We start from the raw sequence: 17,445 nt of genomic DNA, 5'->3' as shown, positions 1-17,445 counted from the left end.
ATGTTAAATGATAAGATTATTATTCATGGCGCACGTGCTCATAATTTAAAGAACGTGGATGTAACAATTCCGCGTGATAAATTAGTAGTCATGACTGGTCTATCAGGATCAGGAAAGAGTTCTTTAGCGTTTGATACGCTTTATGCAGAAGGACAGAGAAGATATGTTGAAAGTCTGTCTTCTTATGCGCGTCAATTTTTGGGACAGATGGATAAACCGGATGTTGATTCAATAGATGGCTTAAGTCCTGCAATTTCGATTGATCAAAAAACAACTTCGAAGAATCCTCGTTCTACTGTAGGTACGGTTACGGAAATTAATGATTATTTACGTTTATTATGGGCACGTGTTGGAACACCAATTTGTCCTAATGATGGAACAAGAATAACCAGTCAATCAGCCCAACAAATGGTTGATGCTATTTTAAAATTGGATGATGGTACGAAGTTACAAGTTCTTTCTCCAGTAGTCAGAGCAAAAAGAGGACAGCACAAGAAGGCCTTGGATCAGATTAAGAAACAAGGATATGTCAGAATTAGAGTCGATGGTGAAACCAGAGACGTTGGTGAAGACATTGAGTTAGATAAGAATAAAAAACATGATATTGATGTGGTAGTTGATAGAATCGTGATTAATGATCACATTAAATCGAGATTATTTGATTCTGTTGAAGCTGCTTTGCGATTATCTGATGGTTATATGAATGTCGATGTAATTGGACAAGATATGATGGTTTTTTCTGAAAAAAATGCTTGTCCACTTTGTGGATTTACTGTTGGCGAATTAGAACCACGTTTGTTTTCCTTCAATGCTCCATTTGGTGCTTGTGATAACTGTGATGGATTAGGGATGAAACTGGAAGTCGATTTGGATCTAGTTATTCCTGATCAGAGTAAAACTTTAACTCAAGGGGCAATTGCTCCTTGGAATCCAATCAGTTCTCAATATTATCCAGAGATGCTGTCTCAAGCTGCTAAAGAATTTAAGATAGATATGGATACGCCATTTGAAGAATTGTCTGAAAAAGATAAAGATATTGTTTTAAATGGTTCAAATGGCAAAACTTTCCATTTTCACTATGAAAATGATTTTGGTAGTGTACGTGATGTGGATGTTCCATTTGAAGGCGTTATTCCTAATATTAACCGCCGATATAAGGAAACAAATAGTGATTTTACGCGTGAGGTTATGCGTAAATATATGACAGAATTGAAATGTCCTGTTTGTCATGGTAAGAGATTGAATCGTCAGGCTTTAGCTGTAAAGATTGATGGAAAAGATATTGCTGATGTATCTGAAATGTCGATTAAAGATGAATTACCATTTTTCAAGCAGGTTACTTTTGGTGAACAAGATACTGTGATTTCTAAACCCATTTTAAAAGAGGTTAAGGATCGCCTTAGCTTTTTGATTAACGTTGGTTTGGAATATTTGTCATTGTCTAGATCGGCGGGAACACTTTCTGGTGGTGAGGCACAACGTATTCGTTTGGCTACTCAGATTGGTTCTAATTTATCTGGAGTTATGTATATTTTAGATGAGCCTTCAATTGGATTGCACCAGCGTGATAACGATCGACTAATTAGTTCATTAAAGAAGATGCGTGATTTAGGTAATACGTTGATTGTTGTTGAGCATGATGAAGATACAATGAGAGCAGCCGATTATTTAATTGATGTTGGGCCTGGAGCAGGTGAAGCTGGTGGAAGGATAGTCGCTGCTGGTACTCCAGAAGAGGTCGAGAAGAACTCTAAATCATTAACTGGGCAATATTTAGCGGGAAAGAAATTTGTCCCAGTTCCACTGAGACGTCGTGAAGGTAATGGTGAATTTGTTGAAATAACTGGAGCAGCTGAGAATAATTTGAAGAACCTAAAAGTGAAATTTCCGCTTGGAAAATTCATTGTGGTTACAGGAGTTTCTGGGTCTGGGAAATCTACTTTGGTTAATATAATTTTGAAGCGTGCTTTGGCTCAAAAGATGAATCACAATTCTGAGAAGCCTGGTAAATATAAGAAAATCATCGGCTATGAAAATTTAGAAAAAATGATTGCAATTGATCAAAGCCCAATTGGACGAACTCCAAGAAGTAATCCGGCAACGTATACTGGTGTTTTTGATGATGTGCGTGATCTATTCGCTCAAACTAATGAGGCCAAATTACGTGGTTATAAAAAGGGAAGATTCTCCTTTAATGTTAAAGGCGGTCGCTGTGAGAACTGTCACGGTGATGGTATTATTAAAATTGAAATGAATTTTTTGCCGGATGTGTACGTTCCTTGTGAGGTTTGTCATGGAACACGCTATAATTCTGAAACTTTAGAGGTTACCTATAAAGGAAAGAATATTGCTCAAGTTTTGGATATGAAGGTTAAAGAGGCCTTGGATTTCTTTAATAATATTCCAAAGATCAAACGAAAGTTACAAACTATTGTTGATGTAGGTTTAGGATATGTTTCATTGGGACAATCAGCCACACAATTATCTGGTGGTGAAGCTCAAAGAATGAAATTAGCTTCTGAGCTATACAAAAAATCCAACGGTAAAAACTTTTATATTTTAGATGAACCAACAACTGGACTGCATACTGATGACATTAAACGTTTGTTAGAGGTCTTACAACGTCTAGTTGATGAGGGAAATACGGTTCTCGTAATTGAGCATAACTTGGATGTGGTTAAATCTGCTGATTGGTTGATTGATTTAGGACCAGAAGGCGGTGAAGGTGGGGGTACGATCGTTGGTACTGGCACACCTGAAAAAATTGCTGAATTAAAAGATAGTTATACTGGTCAATATTTGAAACCAGTGTTAGAACGAGATACTAAGAGAACTAATGATGCGGAAAATAAAGAACAGAATTAATTAATCTACAAAAAACGGTCTATCCATGAATACTTTGGATAGACCGTTTTTTAATAATTATTTTTGTTCTCAGATCAAAATGAATTCATCAGTAGCAACACGATAATAGGTAGAAGCACCAATCTTAACAATTTGATCAACTTTCCAATTGGTTTGAGACTTTAAGTAGTTATTTAGCAATCTTCCATTGTGATCAAAAAGTTTAGTTATTTTAGTAGTATGAAAAACTGTTTTGGTTGGTTGATAGAGATAAAGTTCTGACGCATTGACCCATTCATCGTTTGCAACACGATACATTTTTTGTCCATTGATAATAGCAAATCCGTCGGTTAACCATTCGCTACCAGATCTCAACTCAGAATTAAGGAGTTTTCCTTTAGAATTGTAAAGTTTATTTAAATCATTTAAGTGTACATGACCAATGTCATCTAATGGTATAAATTCGATAGCATCTGAGAAGAGAATAAATTCATTAGGGGCAACTTCATAGTATTTTTTTCCGTTAATTTCTATAATTTTTAGAACTTTCCATTCACTATTTGGAGCTATAGTTGTACTAAGAATGTTACCCTGAGAATCAATTAGCTTAGTATTTTTATCAAAAGTTCTAAAGTCTTTAGTAACTTGTTTTTGAGCGTAGAAGTCGTTAGCAAGTACCCATTGACCAGTAGTGATTTGATAGAGTGTTTGATTATTCTTTCTAATTGAAGCTCTGATAATTTCATTTTCAACATTTACATAAGTGTTATTAATAGGATTACCGTTATCATCATAGACAGGAATATATTGGGTAGAAGTATTGGTTGATGATGAATGATTACTTATTGGGTTTTCAGTATAAATTAGATTAATTATTTGAGGATCTTGAGTGTAGTTTCCTTTTAATAATTCAGGTGTAATAAGTTTATAGCCCTTTATTTGACTAATATTAGTTAAATCATAAGGATCACCGATGTTGTTACCATTAATCAATTGAGGTGCTTTTTCGTTAACAGATAAAGGCTTGTTGTCACTATTTAAGTAATTAACAGTAATATTAGGATGATCCTGCCAGATAAGTGGTTGACCATTTAAAATGTAATATTGCAGAGTAGCATTACCATAATTTTTATTAACATAATTATTAGGATTACTGCTATATCCAAAGCCAAGGTAGCCATAGGCCAGTACTTGGGCATTGGGTGCAGGATGTTCCAAAATATATTTATCATTTCCTAAATTTGTTAAGTCATCTTCAGTTAAGTATTGTTGAGAAACTGTGTTGGAAAAATGATATCCGTTTGCTAAATCATCACCATCTATGCCTAAGACTGGTTTAGCAGTAAAGGCAATGGGTTGATTATTGATCGCATAAATTGGAGTTTGATCAATGTGAACCGGGGTATCAGCAATAATGTTAACCTTGTTGCCATTTTCTAAGCCCTTTAATGATGAGAAATCGGTAATTGAACTATTACTTAATTGAATCGTATTTTTATTAGCTGTGTTATTAACGACATTCTTGACGTAGTTAATTAGCCAGGGACTAATCTCTTTCAATTGTTGGTTTGTAATGCCTGAACCATAAGAGACAGATTGGTCACCATTCAATGATACTTCTGATGAATTCAAAACGTTTAATTTAGATATTTGACTAGTATCTATTTGTTTGGCATTAGGATTACTGAAATTTCCAACAATATCAAGTGCAGAGAATTTTAGATTATTCAAGGGTGTTAGACTTGGATCAGATTTAGGATCAGAGGCTAGTTTGGCTTGGAACATTACATTGGTTTTGGTAGGTAACAATTGTAAATATTGCATACCGTTAAGACTTTCGATAGGAGTGACTTGTTGATCGCTTAAGGAGGTTTGTGTCTGTCCGGTTAGATACATTTGTTCGTTGGCATTAAAAATATTTCCGGTAAATGATTTTAAAGAGCCAGCGGTAAGATTGTCATTTGGTTGCATATTTAGTTGCTTTTTAACTACCGCACCTAACAGTGGATCGGTAAAGTTAATAATTGTATTATCTGGAATATTATTGATTGTTCCTGTGCTGCTAGTTGTTTGTTGGGATGAATCAGCAGAACTTATAACTTGAGTGACTTGCGGTATTGGTTTGATTTGAGCCGCAGAAGTTAAAGATTGTGATATGGGAACTTTGGGAGTACTCGAGGGGGCCGGATTATTATCAGGCGTTGTCATGGTATTAGTGGGAGCTGGTTGAGTGGTTGTTGGCATCGGTTTAGCGTTGTTTGGGTCAGAAATAGGATCGGTCGTCTGTTGTGGTGTAGGTACTGTGGAAGAATTTGAGGACATTGTTTTATCTGTGTTATTAGTAGTTGTTGTTTCAGCTTTTGCAATTTGTGTATCTAGAGGAATTAGAAGAATAGCTGAAAATAATGATGCTCCAAAATATAAATATTTTTTATTTAATGACATTTTTAGAACCTTCTTTTTTATTTTTGGCTTTATATTAATACGTAAAAATATATATACCAAAAATATTTTATTAGGGCTCATATAATTGGAAACACTTGTTTAATAGGCAAAATAACAGTTTTTATAAATTTAATAATTTATATATACCAATTGTATTAAAAGAAATTGTCAGATTTCTAATCTCTCTATGGAATAAATATAGGACCATATCAAACAACATGATTTCTGTTTGATATGGTCCTATATTTTGTATTCTTACTCTTCATTTAAAGATTGTAAATATACCAATTGATCGGTAGAGATTTGTTCATATAATGCGCTACCTAATTCAGAACTAAATTCTTTTGAAGCAATTTTGGATTGAATGTAGGTATTTTCTTGTTGAAAAGCCTCAATCAATAATTCATTTTGATCGGCTTCAAAATCATCACGACTATTAAAACTGCTGGTTAATCGACGGTGACGCTCGTCGTATGCACGTCTTACAATGCTTATTTCACGATTGTTTTTACCATCATTAATTAAACTTTGATTTAGATAACTTGTGATTTTTTCATATGGTTTCTTTTCAGTTATTGCCATCTGTTGCCACATTTCTTTGTTACGTTTCAGCATTTCTTGACGATTATCCGGTTTTTGGCGGGCCATTTGATGAAAAATCTTTCTTTGTTTTCGGGCCTTTTTACTAAAAGAAACCTTACTTAGATTGAATTTTAGGAATAGTACAAATCTTTGCCAGTTACTTTGCTGATATTGAATAATAGTCCTGCGTGAAACGCGCATATAAAGATCAGCATTCAAATCAGAAATTTCATTATTTTGAAGCATATCATTAATAGTTTGTTGTTCTAACTCAAAACAATTATCAAAAATAATATTTAATTTTGTCTTATCAATGTTACCAGCAACGGTTCTTTGACCGTCCAAAATATTGATTACTTGGCTGGCACTGATTGAATTACTATGTCGTGTTTGAATGGAAGAAATGGCTTCATCGACCATTTGTCCCTTAGCTGCTGTTAATTCTTCTTCAGTAAATTTATTAACTTGATGTGGTAATAGGAAGGGTAAAGCAATTGTAGGAACTAAAAGACTAATTAAGATAACAATAGCCGCCACAAAGATAATATCATTTCGATAAGGGAAAGGTTGACCATTGAGGGTTAAAGGTAACGAGAAGGCCATTGCTAAGGTAATGGTTCCATGCACACCACTGTACGCAATAACAATACTATTAGCGTGCTTTTCTTTTTTGTCCCAAGCTCTGATACGAGCAAAATCCCAGTTTGTCCAAAAGTATCTTAAGGCAGTCATAATAACGTATAGAACCACCCCAACTCCCAAAAGGATAAAAACAGAACTAGTGTCATGTTTATGCAAATTAATAATTACGCTTGGTAAAGATAATCCCAGGAGTACAAAGACAATTCCGTTTAGGATACTAGAAATAACCTGCCAGGTACTATTCATAACTATTTGTAAACGAGAACTTGTTAAACGTAAACGATTTTGTTGAATACCATGAATTAATCCAGTTACAACAACGGCCAGAATTCCAGAAACGCCAGCAGCTTCAGCAATTAAATAAACAACAAATGGAGTCAATATAGTAAATGGAACCATTACAGAAGGAGTGTCAACGTGCATATTGATTAATTTCAAACGAATTCCCACTATAAATGCTCCTAAAATACCACCCAAAATAATTCCTCCAAAGAAAACATAGACGAAGTTTCCGATACTATTTAAGAGTGAAAACTGTCCTGTTATAGCAGCAGCAATGGCAAGATTTAAAGCGACGATACCAGATGCATCATTAAAGAGAGATTCGTTTTCCAAAGTGCTCATAACATTGGTCGGCACTAACATATTACTGGTAATTGAACTGACCGCAACAGCATCTGTAGGCGTGATTATAGCTCCCAGAGCAAAGGCCAGTGCTAATGGCATACTTGGGATAATTAAATGTGTAATAAATCCGACTACCAAGATAGAAATAATTGCTAATTCAACAGATAAAGAAAATGTGGTTCCAAATTGATGCGTTAATCTGGATAAACTGGTGTGCTGTCCGTCGTTAAACATCAGCACAGAGATGATAACCAATAAAAATATTTCTGGTTCAAGTTCAAAATGATTGTAGATTGGTAGTAACGATAAAACTAAACCTGCTGCAATTTGAATGAATGCAACCGGAATTTTGTCAAATTTCCAAGAAAAAATATTGGCAATAATGACGGCCGCTATTAATAAGAGTACTAAAAAGACAGTGTCCATAAGAGATCCCCCCTGATTAATTTAATTTTAATACAAATTTATGATAAAAAATAATTTAAATATTTATCTATGCCTAAGTGACACGCCCGGCCCGTTATGTTATGCTTATAATCGAATGCGAGGTGCGGTATGGCAAAAGATGTGCTTAATTTGGTTATTGTTACTGGGATGAGTGGAGCTGGTAAGACTGTTGCAATGCGATCCTTTGAAGATTTAGGATATTTCTGTATTGATAATATGCCACCCAACTTACTTCCTAAGTTTTGGGAGCTAGTCCATGAGTCAGGTACAATAAATAAAGTAGCTTTAGTTGTGGATATTAGATCAAGATCATTTTATGATGAGATTTTCTCTATGCTTTCAAAAGTCGATGAGGATGAACAAGAGAAGAGTCAAAAAGTTGATATGAAGATACTCTTCTTAAATGCTTCTGATGAAGAATTGGTTTCTCGCTATAAAGAGACTCGTCGTAGCCATCCACTTGCTATGGAAGGTCGATTGTTAGATGGAATTCAAAAAGAAAGAGAATTGCTTTCCGAAATAAGAGGTAGAGCATCAGTTGAAATTGATACTACTGATCTAACTCCGCGACAATTACGAGAAGAGATTTTTGATAATTTTCAAGAAAGTAGTGCAGTACCTACCTTTCATATTGAGGTAATGTCTTTTGGATTTAAGTATGGCTTGCCAATTGATGCCGATATTGTTATGGATGTTAGATTCTTAAGAAATCCATTTTATATTAAAGAGTTAAAAACCCAAACTGGTATGGATAAACCCGTCTATGATTACGTCATGGATGATTCTGAAACTAAGAATTTTTATGATAAATTTTATGACTTGTTAAAAGATATCATTCCTGGATATGAAAAGGAAGGAAAAACCAGTTTAACAATAGCAATTGGCTGCACTGGTGGTCAACATCGTTCGGTAGCTATTGCACAACGTTTAGGTACAGATTTGAAAAAGAAATATTATGTAGATGTTACTCACCGTGACATGGAAAAATCTCAAAAGAAGGTAATCGAACATGGCAACAAATAGGATAGTTCGTGTTGTTAAGGGGCGTCGTCCAAGAGTTGTAGTTATAGGTGGGGGTACTGGTTTACCGGTAGTATTAAATAGTTTAAGAAATATGGATGCTAATATCACAGCAATTGTTACTGTGGCTGATGATGGGGGATCATCTGGTGTCATTCGTGATTATATTAACGTTGTCCCTCCTGGGGATATTCGAAATGTTTTAGCATCATTATCTGATTTGCCAAAAGTGGATTTAGATGTTTTTCAATATCGTTTTAAAACTAACGATGATTTCTTCTCTGGTCATGCGATTGGAAATCTAATCATTGCTGCCTTGACTGAAATGTCACCTAATATTTTCGATGCGGTTCAAGAATTATCTACAATGATGCATGTCGATGGCCAAGTTTATCCAGCTAGCAATACAAAATTGACTTTGAACGCTGAATTTACTGATGGAACTACTCTATCTGGAGAACATGAAATTACCCATTCTGGTAAGCATGTCAAAAGAGTTTGGGTTACTAACTCAGATGAACCTGAAAAGGAACCAAAGTCAGTTATTTCAGTTATTGCATCAATTATGCAAGCCGATGTTGTTGTATTAGGACCTGGTAGTTTATTTACCAGCATTTTGCCTAATTTAATGATTAAAGATATTGGTGAGGCGGTTAAGCAAACGTCAGCCGAGGTAGTCTATATTTGTAATATTATGACACAAATTGGTGAAACTGAAGGTTTCACTGATGCTGATCACGTTAAAGTATTAAATGAGCATTTGGGCGGTAATTTTATTGATACCGTTTTGGTTAACACTCGTAAAGTTCCCGATGGTTATATGGATCATAAAAAATATGATGAATATGTTAATCAGGTTGATACTGATTTTGAAAGCTTACGCAAAATGGGATGTAAGGTTGTTCAAGATGACTTTTTATCATTGCATGATAAGGGAGCATTCCATGATGGGGAAAAGGTTGCTAAAGAGATAATTAATTTATCACTGCAATCAGGTAATAGAAAAAATGAGGTGAGGCGTTAGTGGTTTCTTATGCAAGTGAGGTTAAACAAGAACTCACAAAACTTGTCGTCCATCCAGAACATGCTCGAGTTGAGTTATCGGCTCTGTTAAGAATGAATGGATCATTGAGTTTACAAAATCATCATTTTGTCTTAACCGCACAGACTGAGAATGCTGCCATTGCCAGAAGAATTTTTTCTTTGATTAAGCAAAAGTATGGTATAGAGTCAGAATTACTTGTGCGTAAAAAGATGAAGTTGAAAAAGAATAATCAATATTTAGTTCGTTTGAAATATGATACTAATAAAGTTTTGACTGATTTGGATATTTTAGATGAGTCGGGTTTGTCGATCAATACTGATGTTCCTGAAGAGGTTTTAAATGAGGATCAACGAATGCGCTCATACCTTCGTGGCGCCTTTTTAGCCACTGGAAGTGTTAATAACCCTGAAACATCAAGGTATCATTTGGAGATTTATTCATTGTATGAAACTCATAATGAGGGCATTGCTAAGATGATGAATTATTTTCATTTGAATGCCCGAACGACTAAACGACGTAATGGATATATTGTTTATTTGAAAGAAGCCGAAAAAATTGCTGACTTTTTACAATTGATCGGTGCAACAAATTCAATGTTAAAATTTGAGGATATCAGAATTGTTCGTGATATGCGTAATTCAGTTAATCGTTTGGTTAACTGTGAGAATGCTAATATCAATAAAACAGTTGCTGCCGCAGAACGACAAATTGAAAATATTAAGCATTTACAGGCGACCGTTGGCTTAGATTCATTGCCAGATAAATTACGTGAAATTGCAGTGTTACGTTTAGAGAATCCCGAGGTTTCATTGAAGGAACTTGGTGATATGGTTCCCAGTGGTCCTATTTCTAAATCAGGTATTAATCATCGTTTAAGAAAGTTAAATCAATTAGCTGAAGCTTAACAAATTAATCTTTCTAGCATTAACTCCCCCTAGTAATCGTACTTTGATTGCTGGGGTTTTTTAGTTTAAGCGGAAAAAAACGCAGATTCTAAATTTAGATAATGAGTTATTTGTTTATACGTTATTATGGTCCTTTCGTATTTTGCTAGATATTTTGACAGAATGTCAATTATTTAGTAAAAATGGTATATACCTATTGTTAGAAAGCGCTTCCTGGAATATACTTTTAGTTGTCGTTAGATAAACTAACGGCAAAGAGAGGGGGGAGTAATTCATGAATAAATTCATGGATTGGCTTCAAAATACTATTATGCCACCTATGTCCAAGGTGGGTAATAATAAATATTTAGTATCTATTCGTAATGGCCTGGTATTAACTTTACCAGCAATTATCAGTGGTAGCATTTTTCTTATTTTGGGGAATATTCCTATTAAGGCGTGGACAAATTTAATCAAACCATATATGGATATGATAGGGGTAGCCGTTAATGGTTCGTTTGGAATCATTTCTTTACTTGCTGCAATTGGTATTGGGTATCAATTATCTAAGGAATTAGAGATCGACCCTATTTCTGGTTCAGGGTTATCAACAATGGCCTTTGTAATCGTATCTTTTAATGATAAGTTTAAATTAGATACAGATAATTTTTCATCTTCAGGTTTGTTTACTGCAATTATTACGGCAATGATTTCTGTTACTATTTTTAATTTCTTTATTAAGAAGAATATTGTTATTAAATTACCAGATGGTGTTCCAGCAGCCGTGTCTAACTCATTTGTTTCACTTTTGCCAGGATTTGTAATCCTATTATTATTTTGGTTTATCAGAATGCCGTTACATATTGATATTAATCAAGTCATTCAAGCTATTTTCCATCCATTATTATTTGCTATGAACACTCTTCCAGGAATCTTAGTTTATACATTTCTTGTGAGTTTATTATGGGTTTGTGGTATTCATGGAGATATGACTTTGGAAGGTATTGCCGATCCGATTTTTCTACAATTTTTAGCTGCTAATGCTACCGCATTTGCACATCATCAACCATTACCATATGCAACTGCGGCTGGTTTCTCTAGTTTGATGGTCAACGTTGGTGGTACAGGTGCAACAATCACATTAGTTATTTTAATGTTATTTTCGAAGAGCAAAACTTATCGTGACCTTGGACGGGTCGCTTTTCCAGGAGCCTTATTCGAAATTAATGAACCAGTTATTTTTGGTTTTCCGATTGTTATGAATCCTTTAACAATGATTCCTTTTATTGTTATTCCATTGATTCTTGCAACTGGCAGTTATGTACTAATTAGCTTGGGTTTGATGAATGCTCCTGTTGCTATGGTTCCATGGACAATGCCTCCGATTATTGGTCCATTAATGGCAACTGGTTGGGATTGGCGTGCTGCAGTTTGGTCAGCTGTTGAATTAGTGCTTGCAGGTGCAATGTATTATCCATTCTTTAAAGTCGCCGAGAAGCAAATGCTTGTTGATGAATCAAAAAACCAAACTACAGATTAATTAATAAAATGTGTATAAAAATAAAGCTATATTGACTGAATTTAAGTCGATATAGCTTTATTCTTATACTATTTTTTCTTGAAAATCGGTGCAATAAGTATCCCTAAAAGACTGACATAAAGTATAAATGAAATCAAAATTAAAGGACGATAAAGTTTAGGTTGTACTTGCTCTACCTTATAAGTAGCATTTTTTAAATCTTTTTTGGAATAAACAGTAATAAAACCATAAGGATTCAAGGTTCCTTTAATACGATGATTATTTAGATATATGTGATAAATTAAAGTTCTATAACCAAATACAGGAAGCGAAATACTTCCTTTGGGAACATTTTTCGCTTTGAAAGTAACGCTATTAATATTACTTTGATGACTCAAAGCAATATCACGTTGTTTTGTAGTTGCTAGGTGATTAGAAATTAAGTAGATCAATTGAGAATCAAGACTGGCACCATTGGTATTTTTTTCTAAAGGTACACTATTTGGAGCATAATCAGGTATTAATGTACGAGCTAACTTATTGCTGTTGATACCTGATGAAGTTAATTTAACCGTGGCATTCATAGGCACCTGTTCAGTGGTAGTTGCGGTAACCAATTGTGGGGTAACTTTAAATTTATATTGAGCAACGTAGGCGGTTCTAATTGCCATTAAATAAGATATTACGACCATTGATAAAAGAATTATCCGGGTATATTTTTGATTGAAATTAACTAATATTAAAATTAAAGGAATCATTCCCAAAAATGGTGCAAACCGCCAATTAGCGACTTGAAAGGTATTTAAGATAGGCAAATGTTCTAGTAAATTCCAAGGTACAATATTAGTACAAAAAAGTATCAAAACTAATTCGATAGAAAGCCAAGGAATTAATTGCCTTAATTTTGATTTATTGAATCCAATTATTGCAATCAATAACAGAATAATTGAAGCAATAGAAATTGTTGATTTTCCGTTCCAAGTGGTAGTACTAAAAAGAGCAAACAGGGAATCACTGACGACAGTTCCTTTTCCAAATGGAGCTAAGAGACCCGATTTAGATATTTTTAAAATTCGATAAATAACAGGTAAACAAAGAATTACTGTCAAAAGTGCCGCACCTAAAAGATTGATCCAAGCGGAATAATTCTTTTTTAAGATTGTTTCAATAATTAGAAAGATTCCAGTAACCATAGCTATAACAACTGCACTAAGTAGATGAGAATTAATTACAATGGTCATCAATAAAGCTGTTTTGATAATTAATTTATAATCAATTTTTTTACTTTCAACGGCCTCTTTAAATGTGAATAAAAGTGGGAAAGCAAAAATCATGACGATAGCTGAACCAGTTTGCATTTCATTAGTTAAATCTTTGATAGCCGAACCTGATAATGTAAAGATAGTAGCAGCTAGAATAGCATTTTGAGTATCAAAACGTTTGTTTAATGATAAAAATGAAACGATAAATGTTAATCCAAAGACCAACGAACGAATAGCAATTATTTGATGAATTGGCGTTAAAAAATTGGTAATAAGGACTAAAGGCCATAAGGTGAAATCAGGATACATACCATTAATGGCCTGACCAGTGTTGAAAAAGGTATTGAAGTTGACCCAACTAGGAAGTGTGTGTTGTAAAAATGCTAAACGAATTTCATAGATACGTTGAGTATGAAAAAATGTATCATACATTGAAACCATATAATTAAAATGAAATTGCCATAGGGTCCAGATCAGTAACATTAAGAAGAACAAAGTTATTGATAATATATTTATGATTTTAGATTTTTCTTTTGAGTTCAAAGTTTCACCCCTATATGATAGATAGCTCAGAATTTAATTATACGTCATTTAAGGGCAACAAAAAAAGCCTATCAAAGCAATAGGCTTCTAATAAATTTTATTGAGGAACTTTTTTATTATTTTTAATTAATAGAGCAAATAATAAACCAATAATTGCCATAAGGAAAAAGAACCCAAAAACTCTTTGATAACCAATTAAACCACTGTTAGCAGGCAAATGATGATTTTGATTGGTGGTTACTAAAATTAAAGTTGCTAAGCTAACTCCTAGAGAACCCAGAAGTTGACGAACTGTGGTAATAATCGCTGTACCATGGGGAATCAATTCTTCAGATAAAGAATTTCCACCTAGTGTCGTTGCTGGCATCATCACGAAGGCATTGCCTCCTTCAATTAGAGTAGCAATTAAAATCATTGGCCAGATCGATAGTTTAGCGTGAATAATGAATAATAAGAACCAGCCAATAACTATCATTGTCATTCCGATTAGCAGTGTTGATTTAAAGCCAATTCTGTCGGCTAATTTACCCGTCAAAGGATTTAAAATACTTAAAACTATAGCTGGAGGGACTAAAGCTAATCCGGAAATTAAAATTGATGAATGTAGAATGTTTTGATAGTAGAGTGGGTAAATAATTGTTACAACAATCAATGAGATATATGAAAAGCCGGTTAATAAGACCGCTAAGTCGAAGTTGAAATTTTTCATTACTTTTAAATCTAGTAAAGGCTGCTTTTTTGTTAATTGACGATGGATAAATAAAAACGTAAAAATAATACTAATAATTAAGAGAATAATTAGATTACCACCAAAACTTCTAGTAGCACCGGCTTGATTTACAACATATAATAATCCAATTAATCCTAAAAGATAAATAGTTGAGATAAGATCTAAAGTAGTCTTGTTTCGTGGCATAACGTCTTTGATGTTTATCGAACCACTGATAAAGATAATAATCATAATGATTAAGAAGATCACAAATAATCCTTGCCACTGAACAAAATTTAAAACAATACCAGAAATTATAGGTCCGGAAGCTAAAGCCGATCCCATCACCAGACCAGCATATCCCATGGTAGCACCACGATTTTGTTCGGGAGTGATGGTCATTAAAACGGATTGGAATGAAGGAAATAATATTCCTACACCGATTGCTTCAAGCGCTCTTCCAAACATAGCTAATGGAAAATTAGGAGCAATGATAATAACAAGAGTTCCAATAGCAAATATTGCTACTACACTTAAAAAGATTTTCTTAAATGAAAAGTTGTTTAGTAGCCAAGGACTAATTGGCATCATTATACACATTATTAGCATAAATCCAGTTGTCAGCCATTGAATTGTTGGTGCGGTAACGCCAAAGAATCGCATCAATGTAGGATAAGCAGTTGAAAGAGAAGACTGACTAATCGACATTGTAAATGTTCCTGAAAGTAAGGTTATGATAAATAACTTACGAACTAAGCTATTTTGAATTTCACCTTTATTCATAAAATATCCCTTCTTTTGTTTAGTCTAATAACAATTTAAGGATAGCCTAAAATCAGAAAGGTGTCTACCGTATTGCTTGATATATAGCGCTTTCAAAGTACCTATTGTCTTCAATAAAGTCCAAAGTAATATAAGTATAGATAAATTTTACCAAATAAAAAAAGCTAGTAATCAATGGACGATTACTAGCTTCTATTTTAATTCGTTCAAGCCAAGCGTACTTTCCGCTATTTACTTGTCACCTTTATTTGTCATGATTTCGTCAATCAAACCATAATCCTTAGCTTCTTGAGCGGTCATGTAGTTATCACGATCAGTATCCTTTTGAAGTTTTTCGAATGTTTGACCTGAATTATCAGCCAAAATATGGTTCAATCTTTCTCTGGTCTTCAAAATTTCACGAGCAGCGATTTCAATTTCTGTTTGTTGACCTTGAGCACCACCAAGTGGTTGGTGAATTAGGACGGTTGAATTAGGTAAAGCAAAACGTTTGCCCTTAGTACCTGATGACAAAAGTACACTGGCCATTGAAGCAGCCATACCTGTAGCGATTGTTTGAACATCAGACTTAACGAAATTCATTGTATCCATGATAGCTAATCCATCAGTAACTGAGCCACCAGGGGAGTTGATATACATGGAAATATCCTTATCTGAATCTTGAGCATCAAGGAATAACAATTCGGCGATGACTGTATTAGCCATTTGGCTATTAACCTCACCAGATAACATGATGATTCTATCTTTTAATAATCTTGAGTAAATATCGTAGGCACGTTCGCCACGAGAACTTTGTTCAACAACTGTAGGAACTAACATTAAAATGCCTCCTGTTTTTAATTAGCACTCTTAATAGCACAGTGCTAATTTAGCATAATATCAGTATGGGGTCAACAAACAAAGCTTAAAAATAAAAATATTTATTCAATTGGTTCTCTAACATGTGAATCTTTAAATAAAGATTTTGTTTTTGACCAGATAATATGAAAACTATATGCAGAAGCAAATGATAATACCCAAGTTAAAAGATAGCAAATAATAAGGGCTAGAATAGGATTGATAGCTGATAGATTTTTACCACCTAACCGCCAAATAATTTGTAACCAGAAAACATTAGACAAATAAGCTCGATAAGCATAAGTAGCCAAAAAATGAAATATTGGTAAGGCACTGGAATTATTATTAATGTGATGAATTGCTAGAGCAGCTATTAAGAAAATAACTGTTAAGGCATAAATTGTCATTGAAGGTTTATAGTAGGGGGCATTAATCAATTTAACAGGATATCCGTAACCGAAAAGTTCCTTATTGGTCCAATAAAAAACAGCTAAAAAAATAACTATTAAAAATGGAAGTGCTTTTTTAATAAAGGTTTCAAATTTATCACGAAACATCCAAGCTAAAACACCAAAAATTCCATAGATTACAAAACTGATGAAGATTCTATCTAATAAGTACCAGCTCTGTTCATGTGAGCCATGAAAAACTTGGGTATCGTATAAGTAAAGCCAGGCCCCGAATATAATAACAGTTAAAGCAATTATAATAATTGCACGGTTAAAATTACCCTTGATCCGGTGTGCTAAGGCCCAAAAGAATGGCATGAGGATAATAAATTGCAGCATCATTGTGTTGTACCACAAATGCGGCGCAGCATTACCATTAATAAAATGCCAACAAAATGAGCTTAGATCATTAAATTTGTTAACTTGTTGGACATTTGGAAAAATTAATAGATAAGCCAGAGTCCACCAGATTGTGGGTACAAAAAGAGCAGACCACTGTTTACGCATATATCCACCATAGTCACTCCATGTGTTTTGATTCGTTGTTCTAGTCGTTGTATATAAAATACCAAAAATAAAGGCTGGAGCAGTGAATTTTACTAGGTTATAAATAATCCCAATAGGAGTTTGATAATTAAAACTAGGATTGGTCGATAAAACTAAACTAAGCACGGTCTGCATCATAACGGCAGTACAAGCAAAAACCTTCATATAGTCACCTATATCAGCTGGACTTGTAATGTCTGTTTTTCTATTCATTTGATAATCTCCTTTTGAAAGATTGTGAGATCAACAAAAGGAAACGCT

General features: G+C 34.0%; 11 protein-coding genes. 5 read left to right on the top strand and 6 right to left on the bottom strand.

Features of this window, described 5'->3' with window-relative positions; genetic code table 11:
- Positions 1 to 2,865 (top strand): excinuclease ABC subunit UvrA, encoded by a 2,865-nt coding sequence (gene uvrA, locus CBP76_RS01820; RefSeq protein WP_102195224.1) that lies wholly within the window; start codon positions 1 to 3, stop codon positions 2,863 to 2,865.
- Positions 2,866 to 2,934: 69 nt separating this feature from the next.
- Here the strand turns inward: uvrA and CBP76_RS01815 are convergent, their stop codons facing one another.
- Together CBP76_RS01815 and CBP76_RS01810 are read right to left on the bottom strand one after the other, a co-directional pair.
- Positions 2,935 to 5,289, bottom strand: coding sequence for a MucBP domain-containing protein (locus CBP76_RS01815; RefSeq protein WP_166667144.1), 2,355 nt, complete (start codon positions 5,287 to 5,289; stop codon positions 2,935 to 2,937).
- A gap of 255 nt (positions 5,290 to 5,544) precedes the next feature.
- A complete protein-coding gene (locus CBP76_RS01810) occupies positions 5,545 to 7,566 on the bottom strand; it encodes a Na+/H+ antiporter (RefSeq protein ID WP_102195222.1) in 2,022 nt (673 codons plus the stop codon).
- Positions 7,567 to 7,695: 129 nt separating this feature from the next.
- Here CBP76_RS01810 and rapZ point away from each other — a divergent pair, with 129 nt between their 5' ends.
- From rapZ to CBP76_RS01790, 4 genes are all read left to right on the top strand, one after another.
- The gene (gene rapZ / locus CBP76_RS01805; protein ID WP_102195221.1) at positions 7,696 to 8,610 is read left to right on the top strand and encodes an RNase adapter RapZ; all 915 of its coding nucleotides are present in this window, start codon (positions 7,696 to 7,698) and stop codon (positions 8,608 to 8,610) included.
- Positions 8,597 to 9,631 carry a gluconeogenesis factor YvcK family protein gene (locus CBP76_RS01800; RefSeq protein WP_102195220.1) on the top strand — a complete coding sequence of 345 codons (1,035 nt, stop codon included), beginning with the start codon at positions 8,597 to 8,599 and terminating at the stop codon, positions 9,629 to 9,631. Before rapZ ends, CBP76_RS01800 begins: the two co-directional genes overlap by 14 nt.
- Positions 9,631 to 10,557, top strand: a complete 927-nt coding sequence (gene whiA / locus CBP76_RS01795; RefSeq protein WP_102195219.1) for a DNA-binding protein WhiA — start codon at positions 9,631 to 9,633, stop codon at positions 10,555 to 10,557. Before CBP76_RS01800 ends, whiA begins: the two co-directional genes overlap by 1 nt.
- 274 nt (positions 10,558 to 10,831) lie before the next feature.
- Complete coding sequence (locus tag CBP76_RS01790) at positions 10,832 to 12,076, top strand: PTS sugar transporter subunit IIC (RefSeq protein WP_102195218.1); 1,245 nt, start codon at positions 10,832 to 10,834, stop codon at positions 12,074 to 12,076.
- Positions 12,077 to 12,144: 68 nt separating this feature from the next.
- On the opposite strand, the gene CBP76_RS01785 is transcribed toward CBP76_RS01790, so the two are convergent.
- The 4 genes from CBP76_RS01785 to CBP76_RS01770 form a co-directional block, all read right to left on the bottom strand.
- Complete coding sequence (locus tag CBP76_RS01785) at positions 12,145 to 13,860, bottom strand: 6-pyruvoyl-tetrahydropterin synthase-related protein (protein WP_102195217.1); 1,716 nt, start codon at positions 13,858 to 13,860, stop codon at positions 12,145 to 12,147.
- A gap of 97 nt (positions 13,861 to 13,957) precedes the next feature.
- Positions 13,958 to 15,352: a DHA2 family efflux MFS transporter permease subunit gene (locus CBP76_RS01780; RefSeq protein ID WP_102195216.1), complete on the bottom strand. Its 1,395-nt coding sequence runs from the start codon at positions 15,350 to 15,352 to the stop codon at positions 13,958 to 13,960.
- A gap of 231 nt (positions 15,353 to 15,583) precedes the next feature.
- Entirely contained in the window at positions 15,584 to 16,171 is a 588-nt protein-coding gene (locus CBP76_RS01775; RefSeq protein ID WP_102195215.1) for an ATP-dependent Clp protease proteolytic subunit, read from the bottom strand.
- A 101-nt stretch (positions 16,172 to 16,272) separates the two neighbouring features.
- Complete coding sequence (locus CBP76_RS01770; protein ID WP_102195214.1) at positions 16,273 to 17,397, bottom strand: acyltransferase family protein; 1,125 nt, start codon at positions 17,395 to 17,397, stop codon at positions 16,273 to 16,275.
- Between the last annotated feature and the right edge of the window lie 48 nt (positions 17,398 to 17,445).

The sequence above is a fragment of the Companilactobacillus nuruki genome, assembly GCF_002872255.1.
Lineage (GTDB): Bacteria > Bacillota > Bacilli > Lactobacillales > Lactobacillaceae > Companilactobacillus > Companilactobacillus nuruki.
Note: the sequence above shows the minus strand (reverse complement) of the source record. Positions and strands in the feature narration are given on the sequence as shown.

What these genes read in the sequence shown, in the direction of transcription:
- uvrA (WP_102195224.1), top strand. Translation starts at nt 1, where the DNA reads ATGTTAAATGATAAGATTATTATTCATGGCGCACGTGCTCATAATTTA.
- CBP76_RS01815 (WP_166667144.1), bottom strand. Translation starts at nt 5,289, where the DNA reads ATGTCATTAAATAAAAAATATTTATATTTTGGAGCATCATTATTTTCA.
- CBP76_RS01810 (WP_102195222.1), bottom strand. Translation starts at nt 7,566, where the DNA reads ATGGACACTGTCTTTTTAGTACTCTTATTAATAGCGGCCGTCATTATT.
- rapZ (WP_102195221.1), top strand. Translation starts at nt 7,696, where the DNA reads ATGGCAAAAGATGTGCTTAATTTGGTTATTGTTACTGGGATGAGTGGA.
- CBP76_RS01800 (WP_102195220.1), top strand. Translation starts at nt 8,597, where the DNA reads ATGGCAACAAATAGGATAGTTCGTGTTGTTAAGGGGCGTCGTCCAAGA.
- CBP76_RS01790 (WP_102195218.1), top strand. Translation starts at nt 10,832, where the DNA reads ATGAATAAATTCATGGATTGGCTTCAAAATACTATTATGCCACCTATG.
- CBP76_RS01780 (WP_102195216.1), bottom strand. Translation starts at nt 15,352, where the DNA reads ATGAATAAAGGTGAAATTCAAAATAGCTTAGTTCGTAAGTTATTTATC.
- CBP76_RS01775 (WP_102195215.1), bottom strand. Translation starts at nt 16,171, where the DNA reads ATGTTAGTTCCTACAGTTGTTGAACAAAGTTCTCGTGGCGAACGTGCC.
- CBP76_RS01770 (WP_102195214.1), bottom strand. Translation starts at nt 17,397, where the DNA reads ATGAATAGAAAAACAGACATTACAAGTCCAGCTGATATAGGTGACTAT.